The following is a 19,691-nucleotide window of genomic DNA, read 5'->3' as shown; positions in this document are numbered from 1 at the left end:
CGAGCCTAGTACATCGTCCCGGAAATTCGTAGTGGCTCGCGCGCTCGGCGCGAGCATCCAGCCGAAGGAATCGACGAAGGGGTCGAGCGGGGGCTCCCGTTCGTGGCCTGCGCGATGCGCAAGTGTCTCGATCGCCCTATGAACCGCAGGCGCGCCGATCGCCTCCTATTCGCTGGGGACGCCCGCGCCGTGCCCCTCTTGCAGCAGTACAACGTCCACGCCTACATCCGGGTTCCCCTCCTCGCGCGCGAACGATGCCTCGGGGTCATGTTCCTGCTGGCGACCGCGCCCCAGCGTCATTATGGCCCGGCCGACCTGGCGCTGGCCGAGGAGCTCGGACGCCGCGCCGCGACCCGTCCGCGAACCTCACGCCAGCGCGGCTCGAGACGATGCTCCAGGTCCTTCATCGGCAGGTGGCGCGGCTCGGGCATCTGGTCGACGAGCTGCTCGACGTCTCGAGGCTGCACAGCGGACGGCTGACGCTCACCTTCGAGCCTGTCGAGCTCTCCGCCCTGACCCGCGAGGTCGCCGGGCGAATGGCTCCGCAGCTCGCGACAGCCGGCTGCCGGACGGAGCTCGACATGGACGAGCCGGTGGTGGGCTTTTGGGACAGGTTTCGCCTGGAGCAGGTCGTGGTGAATCTCCTGTCGAACGCGATGAAGTACGGCAAGCATCAGCCCATTCACGTGACCGTGCGCAGGCAAGCCGCCTCGGCGTTGCTCGTCGTCCGGGACCATGGAATCGGGATCGCGGAGAAAGATCAGGCCAAGATCTTCAATCGCTTCGAGCGCGCGGTGCCGGCGCAGAATTTCGGGGGCCTCGGCCTCGGGTTATACCTGGTACACTGGGTCTTGACCTCGCATGGCGGGTCCGTCCGGGTTGATAGTAAGCCAAACGCCGGAGCGACGTTCACCGTGGAGCTCCCTCTGCGTCCCCCGGGTGTGGACCCCCCCGAGGAAGCTCGCCCGCCGCGGGGCTGAGACGCGAAAGCCCGATCGACGGGCGCAATTTGCTATACGATGGTCCCGCGCCGCGCCTTTTCCCGGCGTGATTGGAGAACTTCATGAAGACGTCCTTGCTTGCGGCCCTCCTCGCCTCCGCGTCGCTCGCCGCGTTGCTCGCTCCGAGCGACGCCCACGCGTGTGGCGGCTGCGTGGTCCCGCCCATGGTGAACACCATCGTGAACGCGCATCGGATGGCGCTCTCGGTCTCGCCGAAGCAGACGGTGCTCTGGGATCAGATCCGGTACGACGGCGACCCCGAGACATGGGGCTGGCTTTTGCCGGTGAAGCCGGGCGCGGTCATCGAGATTTCCACCAACGCCTGGTTCGAGACGCTCGACGCGGCGACGTCGACCACCGTGTTCGCGCCGCCGATCCGCTGCAACAATGGCCCCGATTTCGATTGCGGGTGCGCGCAGGCCGATTTCGCCGCGGGGAGCGCGGGCGAGCTCGGGCCGGGCGGCGGAGGCGTGACCGTGGTGCACCGCGGCACGGTGGGGCCGTTCGAGACCGTGACGCTGAGCACCGAGACGCCGGGCGTGCTCGACGATTGGCTGACGGCCGCCGGATACACGATCCCCCCGGAGACGGCGCCGGTCATCGACGCGTACATCGACGAGGGATTCGATTTCATCGCGCTCCGGCTGCAGCCGGGCAAAGACGTGAACGAAATGAAGCCGGTCCGCGTATGGCAACCCGGCATCAGCCCGACCTTGCCGCTGCGCATGGTCGCGGTCGGCACGGGCGCGAACGTGGACATCACGTTGTTCTTGATCACCGAGGGGCGATGGGAGGCGAAGAATTTCGCGAATGCGCTCGTCCCGGCGGATCTCGTGTCGTGGGATTTCGCGACGAACGCTTCGAATTACGGCACGCTGCGGGAAAAGACGCTCGCGGCGAACGACGGCGCCACGTGGATCACGACATTCGCGAAGCCGCAGGCGCTGCTCGCGCCGATCGACAGCGCGGTGCGGGGGAAGGTGCCGATCACGCTGACGGTCGACGAGTTCGGCTTCCCCTCCCGCTCCGTGAACACGATCGCGGAGGGGTACATCGGCCAGGGCGTGCTCAACGAGGAGGCGACCGACGAGTCGTGCGTGACGAGCTTCAACACGTTCGCGATCGACAACCGGATGGTCGTGGATCCGTGTCCGGCAGGCGTTCCGTCGAATGATCCGTCCTGCGGCGAGGTGGCCGCGGGGGAGATCGACGCGCGGCTCTTCGAATGCGGCGAGAACGACGCGCTCGTGGATTCGACGCTGGACGACGTCGCGACGGCGCTGAATGGACTGCACCCGAAAGACGTGTGGCTGACGCGGCTCGAAGCGAGGCTGCCGCGCGCGGCGCTGGCGAAGGATCTGGAGGTCGAGCCGTCGGAAGCCCAGGTCGAGGTGGAGCACGAGATCCGGGCGCGGTCGTCGAAGAACGTGGAGACGATCTGCCCGTCCGGCGTGGCGCTCCTGCCCGAGAACGGCAATGGCTCGAACAAGGATCGCGGCACGTTCGTCGTGGTCCTCTCGACGCTCGGCGCGGGCATGCTCGCCCTCGCGCGGCGGCGCCTGCGCGGCGCGCGTTCTCCCCTGCCCGCCTGAGCATTGCGCGTCACGTCCGCGCCGGCGCGTAGGCCGCGCCGCGCGGACGGCAACCGCGTTGCAGCGCCAGTTGCTCTTGCGTAGAGTCACGTGGTGGTGCGCAACATCCTGGCCGGAAAGTACGAGATCCTTCGGCAAATCGGCGCCGGCGGGATGGGCGTCGTCTACGAGGCGAGGTGCGTCACGGACGACGCGCGCGTGGCCGTCAAAGTGCTGCCCGCGTTCATGGTGATGAAGGACGACTCGCGCCTCGCGCGCTTCCACCGGGAAGCGAGGACGACGGCGTCGATCGATAGCGATCACGTGGCCCGGATCCTGGAGACGGGCGAGGACCCGGACACGAACGAGGCATTCATGGTGATGGAGCTGCTCCAGGGCGAGGACCTGGAGCGGCTGCTCTCGCGGGCCCCGCGGCTCGACCCCGCGATCGCGGTGAACATCGTCGGGCAGGTGTGCACCGGGCTCGCGGCCGCGCACGCGACGCGGATCATCCATCGCGACATCAAGCCCGCCAACCTGTTCCTCGCCCGCGGCGAGGACGGCGGGATCACCGTGAAGATCCTCGACTTCGGCATCGCCAAGACCAAGGCCGAGCCAGGCGCCGATACCACCGGAATGACCCGATCGGGCTCCATGCTGGGCTCGCCGCTCTACATGTCCCCGGAGCAGGCGCGCGGGATCAAAGAGATCGATTTCCGCACGGATGTCTGGTCGCTCGGCGTCGTGCTCTACCGCGCCCTCTGCGGCACCGCGCCGCACGAGGGGATCAGCGCCTTCGGCGATCTCATCATGGCGATCTGCTCCCGCGCGCCCGAGCCCGTGCAGGCGCGCGCCCCGTGGGTCTCGCCGGAGATCGGGGCGGTCGTGCACCGCGCATCGCCGACGCCGCCACGGCCTCCGGGGGGCGGAGGGCCACGGCGCTCGCGGACGCCGCGGCTTCCGGCGCGACGGCCATCGTCGGGGCCTCTGCGGCGGGCGTTTCCTCCTTCGCGCTGCTCCCCGGGGCCGTGCTCCCGTTTCCCGCGAGCATCCGCGCCATCGCGCCCACGGATCCGATCCCCACGACCAGGAGCAGCGCGAGCACCGGCAAGGACGACCTTCCTCCGGACCGCGTGCTCGGCGGCGGTTTGGCCCTGGTAACCGCCGTGCGCTCCACCGTATCGGCCGATCCCTCCGCCTTGACGACCCGTCGCTCGTCTCGTTCCGGTATCAGCCCATCACGGACACGTGGGAGACCACGCCGCCCCCGCAGGGAGGCAGCCCCGAGGCGTACGACCTCGCGACGCCGCAGCTCGTCGCCATCCCGGCGAACAACACGGCGCTCCTTTTCAACGGCAACGGCGCGCAGATCTACCGCCCGAGCGGCGCTCAGGAATGCAAGAGCGACGACACGTGCGCCACGGGCCATTGCGTGGACGGCGTCTGCTGCGAATCGGCCTGCGAGCTGCCCTGCTACTCGTGCTCGCTCCCCGGGCGCTACGGTCAGTGCTTCGTGGAGCCGGCGGGCGTCGATCTGCACGGCGATTGCTCGCTCGGAAACACCTGCGTGGCCACGTGCGACGGCGCAGGCAACTGCATCGATGCCACGGAAGCCGCCATGTGCGTTCGCCCCGAGTGCGTCGACGAGGTGACGAGCCTCGGGCCGGCATTCTGTCAGGGCCCGCTCCTCGGCTGCGCCGTCGAGGAGCGCGTGAACCTCGATTGCACACCGTACATCTGCGCTTTCACCGTGGGCACCTGTCGCGAGAGCTGCACCAAGAACGAGCATTGCGCGAACGGCTTCGGCTGCAACGTCGACGGGCGCTGCGTGCCCCCGCCGCTCCCCCAGTATGGCGGCTGCAACGTCACGGCCCCCGAAGGCGAGGGCAACACGCCATGGCTCGTTCTGGCCGCGGCAGGCGCCCTCGGGCTCTGCCGCCGGCCGCGGCGCCGCCCCGGATCACGTCACTCCACCGAATACATGCAATAATCGATCGAGCAGCCCTCGGTCACGCAGGCGAGCATGTTCTCGCGGTTTTTCCTGTTCACGGACGAGAGGAGCGCCTGGCAATCCTTCATCGCGAGCCGGCCGCCGCAAGCCTTCACGGCGGGGGCGCACGCCGATTGCGTGGAGGGCTCGACGCACGACGCCTTGCGCACGGCCGACATCCCGCACTGGTTCGCGATGTCGAAGCTGCAGAGCGACTGCTTGCCGCTCTTCGCGAGCAGGCAATCGACGGCCTTCTCCGCCACGCGCGGCTTGAGCCCCTGCGCGAGCTTGCCACACATCTCGCGGGTATCGAAGAAGCTCTCGCATTGAGGCCCCGGCGCGCGCAGGGTGTCACACCCCTTCGGCGCCGGGCCGCCGTCGTCGCACACGGAGGGCTCGTCGGTGGACGAGGAACCGGCCCCTTCGAGCGTCGCGCGGACCTCCTCGCTCGGCTCGCCCACGCCCGGCTGGCCCGGCGAGCCCGCGGCCGTGCGGGATTCGGCGGGGTTGTCCTCCCCGGGCAACGTCACGACCGGCGCCGCGACGACGGGATCACCGGCCCCGGGCTGCGCGGCGCCGCCGCACGCGCCGGAGGCCATCGTCGCGGTGAGGAAGAGAAACCGGGAGCGGTCGATCTGCATGGCAGCGAGAGAACATCGGAGCGGGGCGCGGCCGTCAAGGGGTGAGGCGCGCGCGGCGCGTCAAAAGACGCTGCGGCCGAAGATCTGCGAGCGTCGGGGGCGCGGGGCGAACGGGACGACGTACGGGTGCGGATCGCCGTCGGGCAAGCCCTCGGCATTCCGCGCGGCGTGCTCGCGGAAGATCGCGACGTCGCGCTCGATGTCCTTTCCGAGGCGCGGATCGCCGCCGAGGTAATCGCGGAAGAGGCCGAGCCGGAGGGTGGCGACGAAGGCCGGATCGACGATGGCCACGTTGCACTCGCCCTCGTATTCGAAGCCGCGGTCGTTCACGTTGCAGCTCCCCACCGTGACGAAGGCGTCATCGACGAGCAGCAGCTTGCCGTGGAGGTCGACCTCCTGCACGCGTCGCTTGCCGCGCCCGTCGCGGCCGGCGCAGCGGAGCGAGTAGAGCTCGAAATCGGGGATGGCCTCGCGGATGCGCTCGAAGCAGGCGTGGCTCCACGCGCCGATGAGGGGGTGGTTCGCCTGCGCCTCGCTCGTGATGACGAGGACCGAGAGGCGCGGGTTCTTCCGGGCTGCTTCGGCGATCGCCTCGCTGACGTAGGTGGACCGGAAATACTGATCCTCGATGTAAATGAGGCGGCGGGCGGCGGCGACGGCGCGGAGATACACGTCGAGGATGCCGCGCTCGGCGTTCGGCGCGGGCATCGTGCGGACGACCTGCACGGCCGAGCGCCCGGGCGCCTCGGGGAGCACGGCGGGCTCGGGCGCGGGCACGTACGTGGAGCGCTCGGCGTTCGGCGCGCCGCGCTCGAGCAGGCGATTCCATCGCTCGCGGAAGTTCTCTTCGAGGTGGGCGACGCTCGGGCCCTCGATACGGGCCACGAAATCGTGGCGGGGCGGGTGGTCCGCGGCGCAGAGCCCCTCCTTGACGCGGGCGCGGAACGAGCTCGACCGCGAGAATCGGCACCGGCTCGGCTCGAACAGACGGTGATGGCGGGTGTCCCAGTCGTTCTGGCGCATGTTCATCCCGCCGCAAAACCCGATGCGGCCGTCGACGACCACGGTCTTCTGGTGAAACGAGCCGATCTGCATCTCGCCGAGCAGACGATTTCCGAGCGCATGACGTTCGTCGAAGAGCGGGCGCTCGGTGGGGTTTTTCTCGGTGAGGACCTCGAATCCGTCCCCCTCGGTGAGCGCGACGCGCCGCGCGTCGCCGGGAATGGGCAAGAGCGGCGGTTTCCAGAGCAGGAGCTGGACGGTGACGGACGCCTGGGCCCGGGATTCGAGGATGCGCTGGATGGTATAGGCCTCGCGGTCCTCGGGCTCCGCGAGCGGATGGGGGCGCAAGAGCTCGAGCTCCGGCTCGTAGACCCACGTGGTCACGCGAATCGAGCGTCGCGCGTCGAGGAGCGCCTCGGCCACCGCGCGCCAGCCGTCCTCCCCGTCGACCAGCATGTCCACACGATTGCCGAGCGTCGGAGGATAACCGATGTGGGAAAACCACACGTAATCGAGGACCACGTGGGCCGTGACGCGACCTTCCGCGCAATCGACGCGCTCGACCCGGGATCGCACCCCTTCGAGGCCGCTCATCGCGGCGAGCACACTCCCGCATTTGCCGGGTGTCAGGAAAAGCGTGGTGCGGAGCGACCGGAGCTCGAACGGCGAGGCCCCGGGCTCCACGATGAGCTCGTAATCGCCGCGCCGCGGCAAGACGACGCGGCTCCACCCGGGCGCGAACTCCTCCGCCACCGCGGCCCCCCGCGGGCCGAGGACACGCACGGATGCACCCTGGACAGGCGCGCCGTGAGGCGTCGTGACCAGGACTTCCAGCGCGGCCCGTTCCCTCGGCATACGCCCTCCCCTAAGGAAAGCCCTAGAGCCGGGCGGGCGGACTCGAAAGCGTGCATACGCGAGCAAAACCACGAACCGCTGCGTACGTACGTTCGCAAGAAACGGGAATGCTACCGTCCCGAAAAAAACCGGTAGTATGAGGACACCGGAGGATTGACCTACCGATGAAGGCAGGTGAGCAGCGCGCGGAAGCGCCGTTGGCGGCGAGGGAGGATACCCTCGGGACCATCCCGCCAGGTTCGGGCGCGGTGTCGACCGCCGCGACCTGGCTCGACGAACTGCTCGTGAGTGAACACCTGCACGTGGCTTTCCAGCCGATCGTGGACCTCGGCACCGGCGAGGTGATGGGGCGCGAGGTGCTCGGGCGCCTCGGCCCGGGTGCGTCCGAGGCACACGCGCGTGGTGTGTCGGGGCCGCAGGCGCTCCTCGAGATGGCGCACTCGCACGGAAAGCTCGTGGCCGTCGACCGTCGCTTCCGTGAGATCGGGATCGAGACGCTCGCGCGCGTCGGATCCGAAGGCGTGTTTTTCCTGAACGTCGATCCACGGGTGATCGACGACCCGGCCTTCAGCGCGGGGTTCACGCGGCGGCTGCTCGAAGAGCATGGGGTCGCTCCGACGCGCATCGTCCTCGAGCTGACGGAGTCGGGGGCGGTGCTCGACAGTGACCGTCTCGAACGGATCGTCCGGCACTACGCGAGCCAAGGGTTTCGGATTGCGCTCGACGACGTGGGCGCGGGCTACGCGTCGCTCACGGCGCTCGTGCGCGTGCGGCCGCATTTCTTGAAGCTCGACAAGGCGATCGTGCGGCACCTGGCGGGTGATCCGCTGCGCGCGCATCTCGTGCGGGCGCTGGCGGATTTCGGGCGGCGCGCGGGGATCCAGGTGATCGCGGAGGGCATCGAGGACGAACACGATCTGCACGCGCTGCTCGCGTGCGGCGTGGAGCTCGGCCAGGGCTATCTGCTCGCGAGGCCTGCGCCGGAGCTCTCCGCGCTGTCTACGACCGTGAAGGATCTCGTGCGGCGCGCGGCGCGCCAGACGGAGCGGGATGGCCGGTCGATCCCGCCGCCGCGCACGATCAGCGCGCTGCGCGGATCCCATGCGTCCGTGCTGCCGACGACGCCCGCGGGAGAGGTCGCGGAGACGCTGCGGCGAGCGACCGCGTTCGCGGCGCTGCCGGTGGTGGACTGTGAGGGACACGTGCTCGGACTCGCGACGCGGGAGCGGCTTCTGGACGAGCTCACGCACACGCGCCGCGGCGGTCGTCCGATCGCTACGCTGATGGATCCGCATCCGCTGCGGGTGGACCAGGCGACGCCCTTGCCGGTCGCGCTGCGGCTTGCGACGTCGCGGGACGAGCCACGCACGTACGATCCGGTGATCGTGGAGCATCACGGGCGGTACCTCGGCATCGTGACGATGCAGGTGTTGATGCGGGCGATCGCGGACGGAGAGTTCTAGCTTCACTGCCCGAGCGGCTTCGCAGCGCACCAGACCCCGCGTGCAAGCGTTGCAAACGCTGATCGCAACGCACGAGACCCCGCGTGCAAGCGTTGCAAACGGGTTTCGAACGTTCGTTGCGCCGTCTGCACGCGTTGCAAACGGCTCTTCGAACGTTCGTTGTGCCCTCTGCACGCGTTGCAAACGGCTCTTCGAACGTTCGTTGTGCCCTCTGCACGCGTTGCAAACGGCTCTTCGACGTTCGTTGTGCCCTCTGCACGCGTTGCAGACACCACCCGGAGCGCGCCGAGCTCGGTTTTCACGCGCCCGACGAGCTCCCTCCCCGTCGCCAGCGTGAAATCCACCCCGAGGGTCTTGCCACCGGCCCGTCGGAAGAACTGCGCATCGCGCAGTTCTTCCGCCCTCGGTCCAGGCCTGGCCTGCAAAGGGGGCGGACAGCTACAAAAATTTCCCCGCATCGACTGCGCTTCGCGCAGTCGATGCCCAGAGGTCCAGGGCTTGCCCTGGTTCGGGTCGAGGGGCGAACAGCCCCCGCGGGGCCCGGGGCAGCGCCCCGGCGCGGCGCCTCCCCGTTGCAGTCAGATCGTGCTTTCAGGCCCGTAACAGGCCCCGACGAAACCGCAGTGCAGCTTGCGACATCGATCGAGGGGGACGGGGTCGAAACGGTCGGCCCAGCGTGCTTCGGCGAAACGTTCGCCGAGGGTCCTGAGCTCGTTCGCGAAGTGGTCGTGCTCTGCGTTCGTGATGGTGCCGTCTTCGCCCTCGGCGGCGAGGAAGATCGGCTCGGGCGAGGAGCCTGCGAGGAAAACGACGCCTGCGCGGATGCGCCGCTCTGGCTCGCGGCGGTGCATGCTCAGCGCGTAGGCGTGGAGCTGGAAGGCGTAGACCGACAGGTCGGAACGCGGACGCGAGAGCTTGTAGTCGATGACGTCGACGGTCCCGTCCGGACGGAAGACCACGAAGTCGACGGCGCCGCGTAGACCGAGGGCGCGCGGGGAACCGTCGGGCGCCGCGGACAGGCCGATCGTCAGGACGAAGGGTTCTTCGCGCAGCATCCGGAGGCCTTGATCACGGATCGCGCGGGTGTAGGGACCGTCGAGGAAACGCGCGATGCCTTCGGCGATGCGTGACGCCTCGGGCATCTCGGGACGGAGACCTGCGAGGGCGAGACGGCGCCGGACGTCGGCGACGTCGACGGAGCGGCCGAAGGCTTCGCGTGGCCAGCGTTCGAGCACGCCGTGGGCTGCGAGGCCGCGGATGCGCGGGTCGAGATCGGCCTCGGTGTCGATCTCGACGGGCTCGGCCGCGGGATCGCCGGGCAGCTCCACGTAGCCGGTGCTGATCGGCTCGTCGAAGCCCATGAGCTGACGCAGGCGGAAGCGACGCGCGCAGCCCTGGAAGAGCGAGAGCGGGGTCGTGGCGATGGAGATCGTGCGCGTCGGCGGACGCTCCGGCCAGGGCGGCGCGGGGCCCGTCGGGGAGACGGCGCCGTGCCGCGCCTCGCGAGGCTGCGCGTGGGGATCGGCGAGCAGGGCCGAGGCTTGCTCGCGGCGCGTGATCGCGTCCTTGATCGCGGGCTTCGTGAGCCCGTCTTTGAGGGACTCGAACGCGGAGCCGCCCTTCGCGCGCTTGCGAGAGCCTTCCGGCGGATCGGGGACGCCGATCATGACGAGGGCGCGCTTCGGCCGCGTCATCGCCACGTACGTGAGGCGCTGCCGCTCGGCGAGCTCGCGCGCGCGGGCGAGCTCGTCCGCTTTCGCCTGCGCTTCGGTGCGGAGCGAATCGAGCACGGGCCGCTCGCCTCGTTCGAGCCGCGCGAGCATGGTGTCGGAGAGCGGATCCGGCCGCGAGGCGTGATGCCGCAGGATCAGCGTGGGCTTCGGGCCTCCGAGCGAGGCGATCCCGAGGCCCGAGGGCCGCGGCGACACGCCCGCGTCGAGGTCGAGGACGATCACCACGGGGAAGTCGAGGCCCTTGCTCGCGTGGATCGTCATGAGGCGGACGGCGTCTTCCTCCTCGGCGAACGTGGCCTCGTCGCGCTCGTCGGAGTCGTCCCGCATGCGGCGATCGAGCCAGCGGACGAAGCCCGGGAGCGAGCCGCCGCGGCGACGCGCCACGCCGAGGAGGCGATCGACGTGGCCGATGCGCATCTCGGGCCGGGGCATCGAGGCGAAGACACGATCGAGGTCGAAGGCCGCGACGGCCGCGCGGATCGCTTCGCCTGGATGAAGGCGCAAGGCCGCGCGGCGCAGCTCGACGAAGCGGCGGACGAAGTCTTCGAGGCGCGTGCGATCCGCGGGTCCGAGCTTCTCCCAGGCGGGCAAGGTCGGCAGCAGGCGCGGGGCGTCCGATCGTTCGAGCGGCAAGGACAGACCGGTTTTCGGCGCGCCCAACCACGCGAGGGCGGCGTCCGACAAACCGACCGCGGGGCCGCGGAGCACGGTCGCGAGCGCGAGGCGGTCGCGGCGATCGACGAGGAGGCGAAGGACCGCGGCGACGTCGCGGACCTCGGAGGTGTCGAAGAGCGCGCGGCCCGCGACGACGTGCGGGACGTCGATGCGAGCGAGCGCGAGCTCGAGGAGCGGGAGGGTCTTGCGGCGACGCGCGAGGATGGCGATGTCGCGGAAGGAGCCCTCTCCGCTGCGGACGAACCGCGCGGCGAAGGCCGCGGCGACGAAGGCTTCACGCATGGAGCGCGTGGCGCCGCGGACGACGGGCTCGGCGTCGGGCGGCGAGGCGCCGTCGTCGTCGACGAGCACGACTTCGCCCGTACCGACCGCTTCGGTGACGGGGACGAGGTGATCGGCGGGGCCGTAGACGACCTCGAAGTCGCGCGGAGGCGCGTCTTTCGGGGCGTGGAAATCGTGGGCGGAGAAGGCGTTGACGAAGTCGAGGATCTTGCCGCCGCTGCGGCGGCTCTCGCGGAGGGCGACGAGGTCGGCGCGGGCCTCGGGGGCGCAGATCTCGGGCGCGAGGGCGAGGGCCTCGCGAGCGAGCGGGCCGCAGAGCTCGCCCGTGATGCGCGAGAAGACGGCGACGTCGGCGCCGCGGAAGCCGTAGATGGATTGCTTGCGGTCGCCGACGAGGAAGAGGCCGTGCCCGACGAGGTTTTCCGCGATGGGCGCGCGGCCGGGTGGGCGAGCGCTGTCCTCGCGCTCGCGGAGCAGATAGACGATGTCGCGCTGGGCGCGGCTCGTGTCCTGGAACTCGTCGACGAGGAGCGCGTCGATGGAAGCGCGGACCTGCGCGGCGATCTCGGGGCGATCGCGGAGGCCGTCGCGGGCCATGCGGAGCATGTCGCCGAAGCTCAGGAGGCCTTCCTGGCGGCGGAGGGCGCCGAGGCGGGTGCGCGCGTCCTCGAGGAGGGCGACGATGCCACGCTCGCGAACCGAGAGATGCGGCGCCTCGCGGAGGATGGCGACGAGGCCCGCGGCGCGCTCGGCGTTGCTGTCGCCGGGGAGCTCTTCGCGGAAGGCGGCGAACTCCTTGTCGGCGTCGCTCGTCTTGCCACGCATGGCGATGCCGAAGAGGTCGCGGAGCGGCTCTTCGGCCGCGGCCGGGAAGAGCTCGCCGGGGCCGCCCTGCGCGAGGGCGCGCGCGAGGACCGCGGCCGCGTCCTTGGTGCGTTGTCCGCCCGCGACGCAGGTGGCGACGATGGAGTCGAGCGAGGCGCGAAGGGAGCGCGCGCCGCCTTCGTGTTCGGCGAGCAAGAGCTCCGAGGGCAAGAGGCCTTCTTCGTCGAGGCGGTCGCACAGGCTCGCGACCTGCTTGCGCGCGCCCCACACGCCGTTCGCGGCGGCGACGAGCGCGCGCGCGGCCTCGGCGCGATCACCGCCGGCCGAGAGGGCGGCCGAGAGCGCTTCGTCGACCGCGAGATCAGCGAGCGCCTGCGCCTCGTCCTCCTCGACCACGCGCGCTTGCGGATCGACGCCGAGCGCGAGCGCGTGCGTGCGGACGATCTGCTGCGCGAGGCCATGCAACGTGTCGATGCGCGCGCCCGCGGAGCGACCGAGCGCGTCGGCCGCGCGGCGCTTGAGCTCGGGGATCGAAGGCGGATCCGAGATGGCCGCGCGCCGGGCCTCGATGATCGCCGCGAGCTTCGGCGCGGGAGCTTCCTCGTCCCACGCCGCGATCTCGGAGAGCGCCGCCTGCACGCGGGCCGCGATCTCCTGCGCCGCGGCGCGCGAGAAGGTCGTCGCGACGATCCGCTCGGGCGGGATCGGCTCGGCGGGTTCGTCGCCGTCGGCCTTCCCCATCGAGGTGAGCCCGAGCGTGAGCAGGACGTAGAGCGCCGTGAGCCGGTACGTCTTGCCGGTGCCCGCGCTCGCGGCGACGACGATGTTGCGCCGGAACGCGTAGAGCAGCGTGTCTTCGGGGGGCAACGTCATCCGCCGCCCTCCTCGTCCGCCTCGCCCGGCACCACGGCCGGCCTCCGGCAGACGTCCCGCGCGTCACACCGATCGCAGAGATCCCCCTTCACGGGACGCGGCTCGATGTGGCCGTCCCACAGCGAGAGCACCACCTTGCGGGCCGTGCGCTCCGCGTCGATGCGTTTGTCCGCGATCGCGCGCCGGTCCATGTCCTTCGCCGGTGAGGCCTTGATCTCGCCACGCTTGTCCGCGCCGAGGTAGAGCGCCTGCACCTCCTCGGCGCCCGTCGCCCGCGCCACGGCGGCGGCGTAGAGCGGCAGTTGGAGGTGCAAGGTTCCCTGCTCGCTCTTGCTCGGAATCTGCCCCGTCTTGTAGTCGACGACGCGCGCCGCGCTCTTGCCGCCGTCGCCTCGATCCACGCGGTCGATCTTGCCCTCGACGAACACCGACGGCCCCGGCGCCCGGTCTCCCTCCCCTTCCCCCGGCATCGGCGCGATCGGGAGCGCGTCCCACGGCGCCTCGCCCGACGGGCCGAACGGTTGTTCCGCGAGCGCGAACGAAAAACCCTGCTCGTCGAGCCCGTGCGCGACGAAGCCGAGCGCCACGTCGACGGCCGCGATCAAGAGCTCGCGCCGCAGCGGCGCCGCCTCCTTGTCCGCGCCGACCGCGCGCATCGCCGCCTCGCGCGCGGCTTCGAGCGCCTTGCGCCGGTTCGCTCGCCCGCCCGCCTCCCACGCCGCCTGGAACGCCGCCGCCGTGGCCGCGTGCACCTGCGTGCCCCGCTCGCGCGGATCCGCCGCTTCGAGCGCGTCCTCCTGGCGACGTGTCTTCCACACGCGCCGCGCAAACCCCGCGAACGCGCAGCCCGCGGCCTTCTCGATGTGCGTGACCGCGATCGGCCGCGAGGGCATGTCGCCGCCCACGCAAGCGCGGAGGTGCGCGGCGAGCTCGGGATCGGCGGCGTCGATCCGGCCCGTGAAGGGGCCTGCGTCCGCGCGCGGATCGAGGAAAAACGCGAGGCGCGCGCGCTCGATGGAGACACGATCCGCGATGAGCGGCGCCGGGAGCGAGCCCGCCGAGAGCGCGACGAGCTCGGCCCCGCGTGGATCGATCCGCGAGGCCGCCCGCGACACACGCGAGGAGGGCTCGACGCGCTCGGCGATCTGCGCTTTGAGCGCGCGCGTGACGGTCGGGTGCGGGGAGGCTTCGTCGTCGGTGGTGCTGTACGCGAGCACGACGCGCCGCGCCCCGCCCATGGCCCACGCGAGCTCGGCGCGGCGGATGCGGTCGCGCTCGCGTGACGTCGGCGGACGCGCCGAGGCCGGCAGCGTGGACCAGAGCCGTTCGTCGATGAGCCCGCCGTCCGCCTCCGGCCCGTACCCACCCGGCCCGAGGCCCGTGACGATCAGGACCTCGTACCGGATCCCACAAAGCTCGGAAGGTCGGGCGATCCGGACGGCGCTGGCGCGGCTGCCGCCGCCGTCGGACCGGCCCTGCGTCGCGCCCGCACGACGCACCTCGGCATAAAGCTCTTCGACGCGGGCCGGCGCAGCCTCGAGGCCGAGCATGGCGGCCGCTTCGACGACGGCGCGCGTGGCATCGCGAATGACCCGCACCGCCGCTTGTCCTTCGCCAATGGCCTTGAGCGCGAGGGATCGACCGCGGAGCGCCTCGACGCGGAGCGCCGCGCCGAGCTCGCCCATCGAGGGCCGGCCGAGATCGAGCTTGTCGCAAAGCGTGCCAAACCTCGCGGCAATCTCGGCCCGGGTTTTTCCGCCCGCGAGGAGCGCGACGCTCTCCAGCATTCGCGTGAGGGCCTCCGGCATCCAGGCCTCGTCCCCATCCCCCGCGGCTTCGATGACGGTGCGGAGATTGTCGACGAGGAGCGTGCCGGTGCGATCGACCTCGACGGGGACGTCGCGAAGCCTGTGCGCGAGCAATGCGGCCTTCGCCTCGGCGTCGCGCTCGGCGCGCTCGGAGACCCAGATACCGGAATGAAGGCCGGGGGCGCGGAGGATATCGATGACACGTTCGCGGGTGACGGGTCCCGCCGCGAGCGCGAAGAGGCCGAGCGCGGCGCGGCCCTCGGGCGAAGCGTCGGGCGAGGGGCCACGGGGCTCGTGAAAAGGAATGCGGGCGTCGGAGAGGGCGGCGCGGAGGGGATCGAGGGTGGCGTCGTCGAGGGCGGGGACGAGGATCGCAATGGATTCGGGCGGGACGCCGCTGCCGAGCGCGGAGAGGACCTCGGCCGCGACGGCGCGCGCTTCCCCCTCGGGGCCGGCGGCGCGCAATACGAGGGAGGCGGCGCCGTCATTGAGGGGGCTCCAATCGATGGAGGGGCCGAACGTGAGCTCGGCCCAGCGTTTTTCGAGGACGGTGGCGACACCGCCGACGGCCTCCTCGTCGAGGTCGGTCGGGTCGAACAGGGAATCGCCCGAGAGGAGCGGCATCTCGACGACGAGGCCACGTCCACCGGCCTCGCGTGCGCGGGCATGCAAGGCCTCCAGCCAGGAGAGGTCGTCGGCCTCGAAGGCGAGGAGGCCGGAGAGGGTGACGTCGTAGGCCGACATTTCCTGGAGGAGGGCGTCACAAGGGCCGCGGCGGAGGGCGCGAGACAGGACGAACCCGGCGCTGCGCGGGTCGACGAGGCTCTTTTGCGCGAGGATTTCATCGGCGCGGCGCATGACCTCGGCGAGGAGCGCAGCCTGGGGTCCCTCGGCCTGGAAAAGGTGGTCCGGCCGAACGCCGGCGCGGCGGAGGCGGCCGAGGGCGGAGTCGATGACGTCGGCAAACGCGACCCGCTCGGCCGGTGCGTCGGGAAGCTCGAGGCCGGCGACGGGGCCCGCTTCGAGGGCGACGCGGGAGACGAGGCGGGTGACGGCGTTCGAAGCGAGGCCACAATCCGGCTCGACCATGGCGAGGGCGCCCTGCACGAAGGCGCGCAAGGTCCTGGCGCCACGAGCAGCTTGGCCCGGCGCAGCAAGAGCGAGCTCGACGTGGCGATCGGTCGGCGCGAGAAACAGGGGCGCCTTTTTGGCAGGGGGGGGATCGCGCGGCAAGAGGTTTCCCGGGGGGACGGCCGGTGAAACGGGGGACGGGGCGGGGGGGTTTGCCAGGGTTGGGGGGAACGAAGCTCCAGGGCTCCGAGGGCGCACCTCCGTTGGCGAACGCACAATTACTCACCGAGGGCTGCGTCCTGCAACACGCCCCGAGAGCGTTCGTCTCAGGGACCGGGGGCAAACGTCCCGGGCAAACCCGCGGTTCGTCTCAGTACGTACGGCACCTTGACGACGCTGACAAACCATGTTTTTCTGCCTTCACTTTGATAGGCAGCACCATCGACGACAAGTATTCCGTCGTGCGTGCGCTCGGTGCGGGTGGCATGGGCTCCGTGTTCGAGGCCCGTCACGTGGGAACCGGACGCCGCGTCGCCGTCAAGGTGATGTCGGACGCGCTGGCGACGAACGACGAGATGCTCGTTCGGTTCCAGCGCGAAGCGCGCGCCCTGGGAGCCATCGAGACGCAGCATATCGTCCAGGTCTTCGACCTCGGGGTCGACCGTTCGTCCGGGCACCCGTACATGGTGATGGAGCTCCTCACGGGCACGGATCTCGACGCGCACATCAAGCGCACGGGTCCCTTGCCTCCGGATCTCGCCCTGCGTGTCGTCGCCCAGGCTTGCCTCGGGCTGGAAAAGGCACACGCGGCGGGGATCGTGCATCGCGATATCAAGCCTGCGAACCTGTTCCTGGCCGAGCGTGACGGCGGGGAGCTCGTGGTGAAGCTCCTCGACTTCGGGATCGCTCGAATGCGGAAGCACGACCCCGAGGCCGTCACGACCGGCGAGCTCACGCAAACGGGCGCGACGATCGGCTCTCCTCAATACATGTCGCCCGAGCAAGCCAAAGGCCTCCGAAGCCTGGACCATCGCAGCGACATCTGGTCGCTCGGCGTGGTGCTCTACAAGGCGCTCTGCGGAAAGACGCCGCATCACGTTCACAAGGTGCTCGGGCAGCTCATCGTGGCCATCTGCACCGAGCCCGCGCCGCCTCTCCAGGATCTCGCCCCCTGGGTCCCGCCCGAGATCGCCGCAATCGCGCACAAAGCGCTCGCGCTCGACCCCGACCAACGTTACGCGAGCGCGGGGGACATGCTGGCGGCCATCCAGCCGTTTCTGCAGGGAGGGACGGGCCTCCGCAAGGAGCTGTTCGTCCCGCTCCCCGAACGGGAGCGACTCCACGCGGCTCCGCGGCTGCCCATGGGCGGCCGCGCGCCGATGCCGTCGACGACGGCCCCCCCGCTCGCAACCTCGGGTCCCCTGCGCGACCTCGAACCTGGTTCTCCTCGGGCAAGGACACGAACGGCCACGATGGTGTTCGCGGGGATCGTCATGATTGCGATCTCCGCGGTGACGCTGTTGACCTTCCGCTTCACTTCCTCCGATCCTCCCCGCACAGAGGCTCCGACGAGCGCTGCAGCGGCGCCTGCAGCATCCCCATCGTCCAAACCTGCCGAGCCGACGGCTCCAGCGAGCCACCGGGTGCCGGAGCCTGCGCCGGCCCAGCCGGAAGCGATCACGAAAGCCATGACGAGCGCGGCCCCCCCTGCGGTATCTCCTTCTTCCCAGGGTTCCCCGTCCAAATCCCTCCGCACGGAGAAATCGCCCAAGCCGAACGAATCGGCCGATATGACAGTGCGACCCCAGTTCTGAGGCGCAGGCATTGCCAAGGAACATCCATCCATGCGCAACATCCATGGTTTCCTCCGGCTGCTAGGTCCGACGCTGGCGACGTTTTTCCTTGCTCCACACGCGCTCGCCCAAACGTCGGGACCCACCTGCGAAGATCGCGACCTGGCGATTTCACATTTCAAGCGAGGGACAACGCTGTACGAGGCGAAGAACCTCGAAGGTGCGCTCGCGGAATTCCGAAACTCACGTGCGGCGTGCCCGTCCGAAAACAATACGCTGAACATCGTGCTCCTCTTGAAGGAGCTCGATCGACCCGTGGAGGCGCTCGAGATGCTCGACGTGCTCGCGCGCGATTTCCCGACGCTCCAGCCGAACAATCAAGCAACCGCGCAAGCGCTGCGCAACGCGCTCGAACGCATCGTCGGGACGGTGGTGTTCGACGGGGACCATCCCGGCGCGACGATCATCGTGGATGGCAAGAACGTCGGTACGATGCCGCAAGCTCAGCCGATGCGTCTGCCGATAGGAATGCATACGGCGAAGATCGAGCTGCCCTCGTATCAGCCGCTCGAAACCACGTTCGTCGTGCTCCCGAAGGAGAACGCCCGGGTCGCCGTGGCCCTGGCCCCTGCACCGACCTCGCCCCCGGAGCCGCCGAAACCAGCGCTCGCCGTCCACTCGGTCCACGCCGGAATCGGGCTCGCGATCAGCCCGAGCCTCGGGGGGACGGTGACCGATTGCGACGAGGCCTGTGGCGCAGGTCCTGGGATCGGCGCGCTCCTCAGCGGCGGTTACCGTTACAGGTTCACGTCATCCTTGTACGTCGGCGCGACGGCCGGTTACCTCTTCCAGTGGCAACCGCGATCCCGGCTCGGCGCGACCGTGGTGGTCGACGGCGTCCGGCAGGTCGCGGATGTCGAGGACGACCTCTTCTTGAACGCGTTTTTCGCCGGACCCGAGATTTATACGTCTTTCACGGCAGGCGGCGGCCACTTCGACGCCGGCTTCACCCTGGGGATCATCGGCGGCCCTCTCGTCAACGCCCGCGCGGCGCAGAACGGTCGCGCTACATTCGACGGTTCGTCCACGTTCGACCTCGTGCCACCGGACGAGACGCCGGTCAGCGGCTTCGCAGGCGTCGTCCTCCTGCTCCAGGGGGCATGGCGTACGCCCTGGACCCTCGCGCCCGGTTGGCCGATTCTCTTGAGGCTGGGACTTCTGGGGTTCGCTCCGACGAACGTACCGCAATACGAAGCGGCGTTCACCGCAAGATCCAGAGCCCCGCAGGCCCAGGATCAAGTCGCGAACTTCAGCGAGCGCGTCATCGGGAGCTGGCAACTCGTCATCACGCCGGGGATCACGGTGTACCACGACCTCTGAGACGGAGGAGATCAAGGCAAAGCTCGCGCGGGCACAGGCGGAAGAGTCGGGGGAGGGGTCTGGGGAATGAGGAGCGCGGGGGGTCGGGCGGGCGGCAGGCCAGGCGGCCAGCAGCCTGTGCGCCTCGGCGGTGGCGGCCGGCACGTCGAGGCCGGTCGTGGCCCTGGCCGGGTCCGGGTCCGGGCAATACGTGGTGATCGTGTCCTGGTAGCGCAGCGGGTAGCGGCGCAGGACGTCGCACTGCGGCCCCGACAGGGCCTCGATCGCAATCGCCTGCGGCCGCCATGCGGCCAGCCGGTCGAGCAGGGGGCGCAGGCCGGCCGGGTCGAAGCGCTTGGGCAGCTGCGACAGGTGCGAGGATCCCAGCACCAGTACCTCGTTCGCCGGGCCGCCGGCAGGACCTTTCAGTTTGCTCGGATCGAAATCGGGCTGCTGCGCGCAGGCGCCGGCGGACAACAGGAATGCAAGAAGCAGGGTGCTGGGGCGGGCCATGATCAGATGTCCGTGTGTTCTGGATGTCCGATCCTAGAGGGGCGAAAAACCTCCGGTCCAGCAAAAACGGATACGGACGTCAAAGCTATGCGGGACGGCTGGACGGGCGCTAGCACTACTCTGCCACATCCACCCACACGTTCATATCGGCACGAGCGCCCGCACCGTCGCTCCGCACCGCGCGCATCTTTGGGGCGCAGCGAGCCTTTGAATCAGTCGCCGCCGGATTTCCGGTA

General features: G+C 70.1%; 12 protein-coding genes and 1 pseudogene. 8 read left to right on the top strand and 5 right to left on the bottom strand.

The window, feature by feature from the left end; genetic code table 11:
- Nucleotides 1-114: 114 nt before the first annotated feature.
- The 5 genes from QHF83_RS53540 (at nt 115) to QHF83_RS30750 (ending at nt 4,562) form a co-directional block, all read left to right on the top strand.
- Nucleotides 115-480, top strand: coding sequence for a GAF domain-containing protein (locus QHF83_RS53540; RefSeq protein WP_348980483.1), 366 nt, complete (start codon nt 115-117; stop codon nt 478-480).
- Complete coding sequence (locus QHF83_RS30765) at nt 390-980, top strand: HAMP domain-containing sensor histidine kinase (protein WP_348980482.1); 591 nt, start codon at nt 390-392, stop codon at nt 978-980. Before QHF83_RS53540 ends, QHF83_RS30765 begins: the two co-directional genes overlap by 91 nt.
- Nucleotides 981-1,063: 83 nt before the next feature.
- The gene (locus QHF83_RS30760; RefSeq protein WP_282421550.1) at nt 1,064-2,593 is read left to right on the top strand and encodes a DUF2330 domain-containing protein; all 1,530 of its coding nucleotides are present in this window, start codon (nt 1,064-1,066) and stop codon (nt 2,591-2,593) included.
- A gap of 93 nt (nt 2,594-2,686) precedes the next feature.
- Complete coding sequence (locus tag QHF83_RS30755) at nt 2,687-3,733, top strand: serine/threonine-protein kinase (protein ID WP_282421549.1); 1,047 nt, start codon at nt 2,687-2,689, stop codon at nt 3,731-3,733.
- 271 nt (nt 3,734-4,004) lie between these two features.
- Nucleotides 4,005-4,562: a hypothetical protein gene (locus QHF83_RS30750; RefSeq protein WP_282421548.1), complete on the top strand. Its 558-nt coding sequence runs from the start codon at nt 4,005-4,007 to the stop codon at nt 4,560-4,562.
- Here the strand turns inward: QHF83_RS30750 and QHF83_RS30745 are convergent.
- Entirely contained in the window at nt 4,538-5,203 is a 666-nt protein-coding gene (locus QHF83_RS30745; RefSeq protein ID WP_282421547.1) for a hypothetical protein, read from the bottom strand. The two genes, QHF83_RS30750 and QHF83_RS30745, sit on opposite strands and share 25 nt — an antisense overlap.
- Nucleotides 5,204-5,263: 60 nt before the next feature.
- A complete protein-coding gene (locus QHF83_RS30740) occupies nt 5,264-7,060 on the bottom strand; it encodes a phosphatidylserine/phosphatidylglycerophosphate/cardiolipin synthase family protein (RefSeq protein WP_282421546.1) in 1,797 nt (598 codons plus the stop codon).
- Nucleotides 7,061-7,224: 164 nt separating this feature from the next.
- On the opposite strand from QHF83_RS30740, the gene QHF83_RS30735 reads away from it, so the two are divergent.
- Nucleotides 7,225-8,523, top strand: a complete 1,299-nt coding sequence (locus QHF83_RS30735) for an EAL domain-containing protein (RefSeq protein ID WP_282421545.1) — start codon at nt 7,225-7,227, stop codon at nt 8,521-8,523.
- A 578-nt stretch (nt 8,524-9,101) separates the two neighbouring features.
- Here the strand turns inward: QHF83_RS30735 and QHF83_RS30730 are convergent.
- Together QHF83_RS30730 and QHF83_RS30725 are read right to left on the bottom strand one after the other, a co-directional pair.
- Complete coding sequence (locus QHF83_RS30730) at nt 9,102-12,911, bottom strand: UvrD-helicase domain-containing protein (protein WP_282421544.1); 3,810 nt, start codon at nt 12,909-12,911, stop codon at nt 9,102-9,104.
- Nucleotides 12,908-15,838 carry a PD-(D/E)XK nuclease family protein gene (locus QHF83_RS30725; protein ID WP_282421543.1) on the bottom strand — a complete coding sequence of 977 codons (2,931 nt, stop codon included), beginning with the start codon at nt 15,836-15,838 and terminating at the stop codon, nt 12,908-12,910. Before QHF83_RS30725 ends, QHF83_RS30730 begins: the two co-directional genes overlap by 4 nt.
- Nucleotides 15,839-16,251: 413 nt before the next feature.
- Between QHF83_RS30725 and QHF83_RS30720 the strand changes: the two genes are divergently transcribed.
- Nucleotides 16,252-17,604 carry a serine/threonine-protein kinase gene (locus QHF83_RS30720; protein WP_282421542.1) on the top strand — a complete coding sequence of 451 codons (1,353 nt, stop codon included), beginning with the start codon at nt 16,252-16,254 and terminating at the stop codon, nt 17,602-17,604.
- Between the two features lie 30 nt (nt 17,605-17,634).
- Nucleotides 17,635-18,963 (top strand): PEGA domain-containing protein, encoded by a 1,329-nt coding sequence (locus tag QHF83_RS30715; protein WP_282421541.1) that lies wholly within the window; start codon nt 17,635-17,637, stop codon nt 18,961-18,963.
- Between the two features lie 90 nt (nt 18,964-19,053).
- On the opposite strand, the pseudogene QHF83_RS53535 reads toward QHF83_RS30715, so the two are convergent.
- Nucleotides 19,054-19,455 (bottom strand): annotated as a pseudogene (locus tag QHF83_RS53535) (hypothetical protein); the annotation flags it as partial.
- Nucleotides 19,456-19,691 lie beyond the last annotated feature (236 nt).

The organism is Polyangium sp. 15x6 (assembly GCF_029960785.1).
GTDB lineage: Bacteria > Myxococcota_A > Polyangia > Polyangiales > Polyangiaceae > Polyangium.
This window is presented reverse-complemented; position numbering and strand designations above follow the sequence as displayed.

Excerpts from the sequence above, each read along its gene's own strand:
- QHF83_RS53540 (WP_348980483.1), top strand. The coding sequence starts at position 115 with ATGCGCAAGTGTCTCGATCGCCCTATGAACCGCAGGCGCGCCGATCGC.
- QHF83_RS30765 (WP_348980482.1), top strand. The coding sequence starts at position 390 with ATGCTCCAGGTCCTTCATCGGCAGGTGGCGCGGCTCGGGCATCTGGTC.
- QHF83_RS30760 (WP_282421550.1), top strand. The coding sequence starts at position 1,064 with ATGAAGACGTCCTTGCTTGCGGCCCTCCTCGCCTCCGCGTCGCTCGCC.
- QHF83_RS30745 (WP_282421547.1), bottom strand. The coding sequence starts at position 5,203 with ATGCAGATCGACCGCTCCCGGTTTCTCTTCCTCACCGCGACGATGGCC.
- QHF83_RS30740 (WP_282421546.1), bottom strand. The coding sequence starts at position 7,060 with ATGCCGAGGGAACGGGCCGCGCTGGAAGTCCTGGTCACGACGCCTCAC.
- QHF83_RS30735 (WP_282421545.1), top strand. The coding sequence starts at position 7,225 with ATGAAGGCAGGTGAGCAGCGCGCGGAAGCGCCGTTGGCGGCGAGGGAG.
- QHF83_RS30730 (WP_282421544.1), bottom strand. The coding sequence starts at position 12,911 with ATGACGTTGCCCCCCGAAGACACGCTGCTCTACGCGTTCCGGCGCAAC.
- QHF83_RS30715 (WP_282421541.1), top strand. The coding sequence starts at position 17,635 with ATGCGCAACATCCATGGTTTCCTCCGGCTGCTAGGTCCGACGCTGGCG.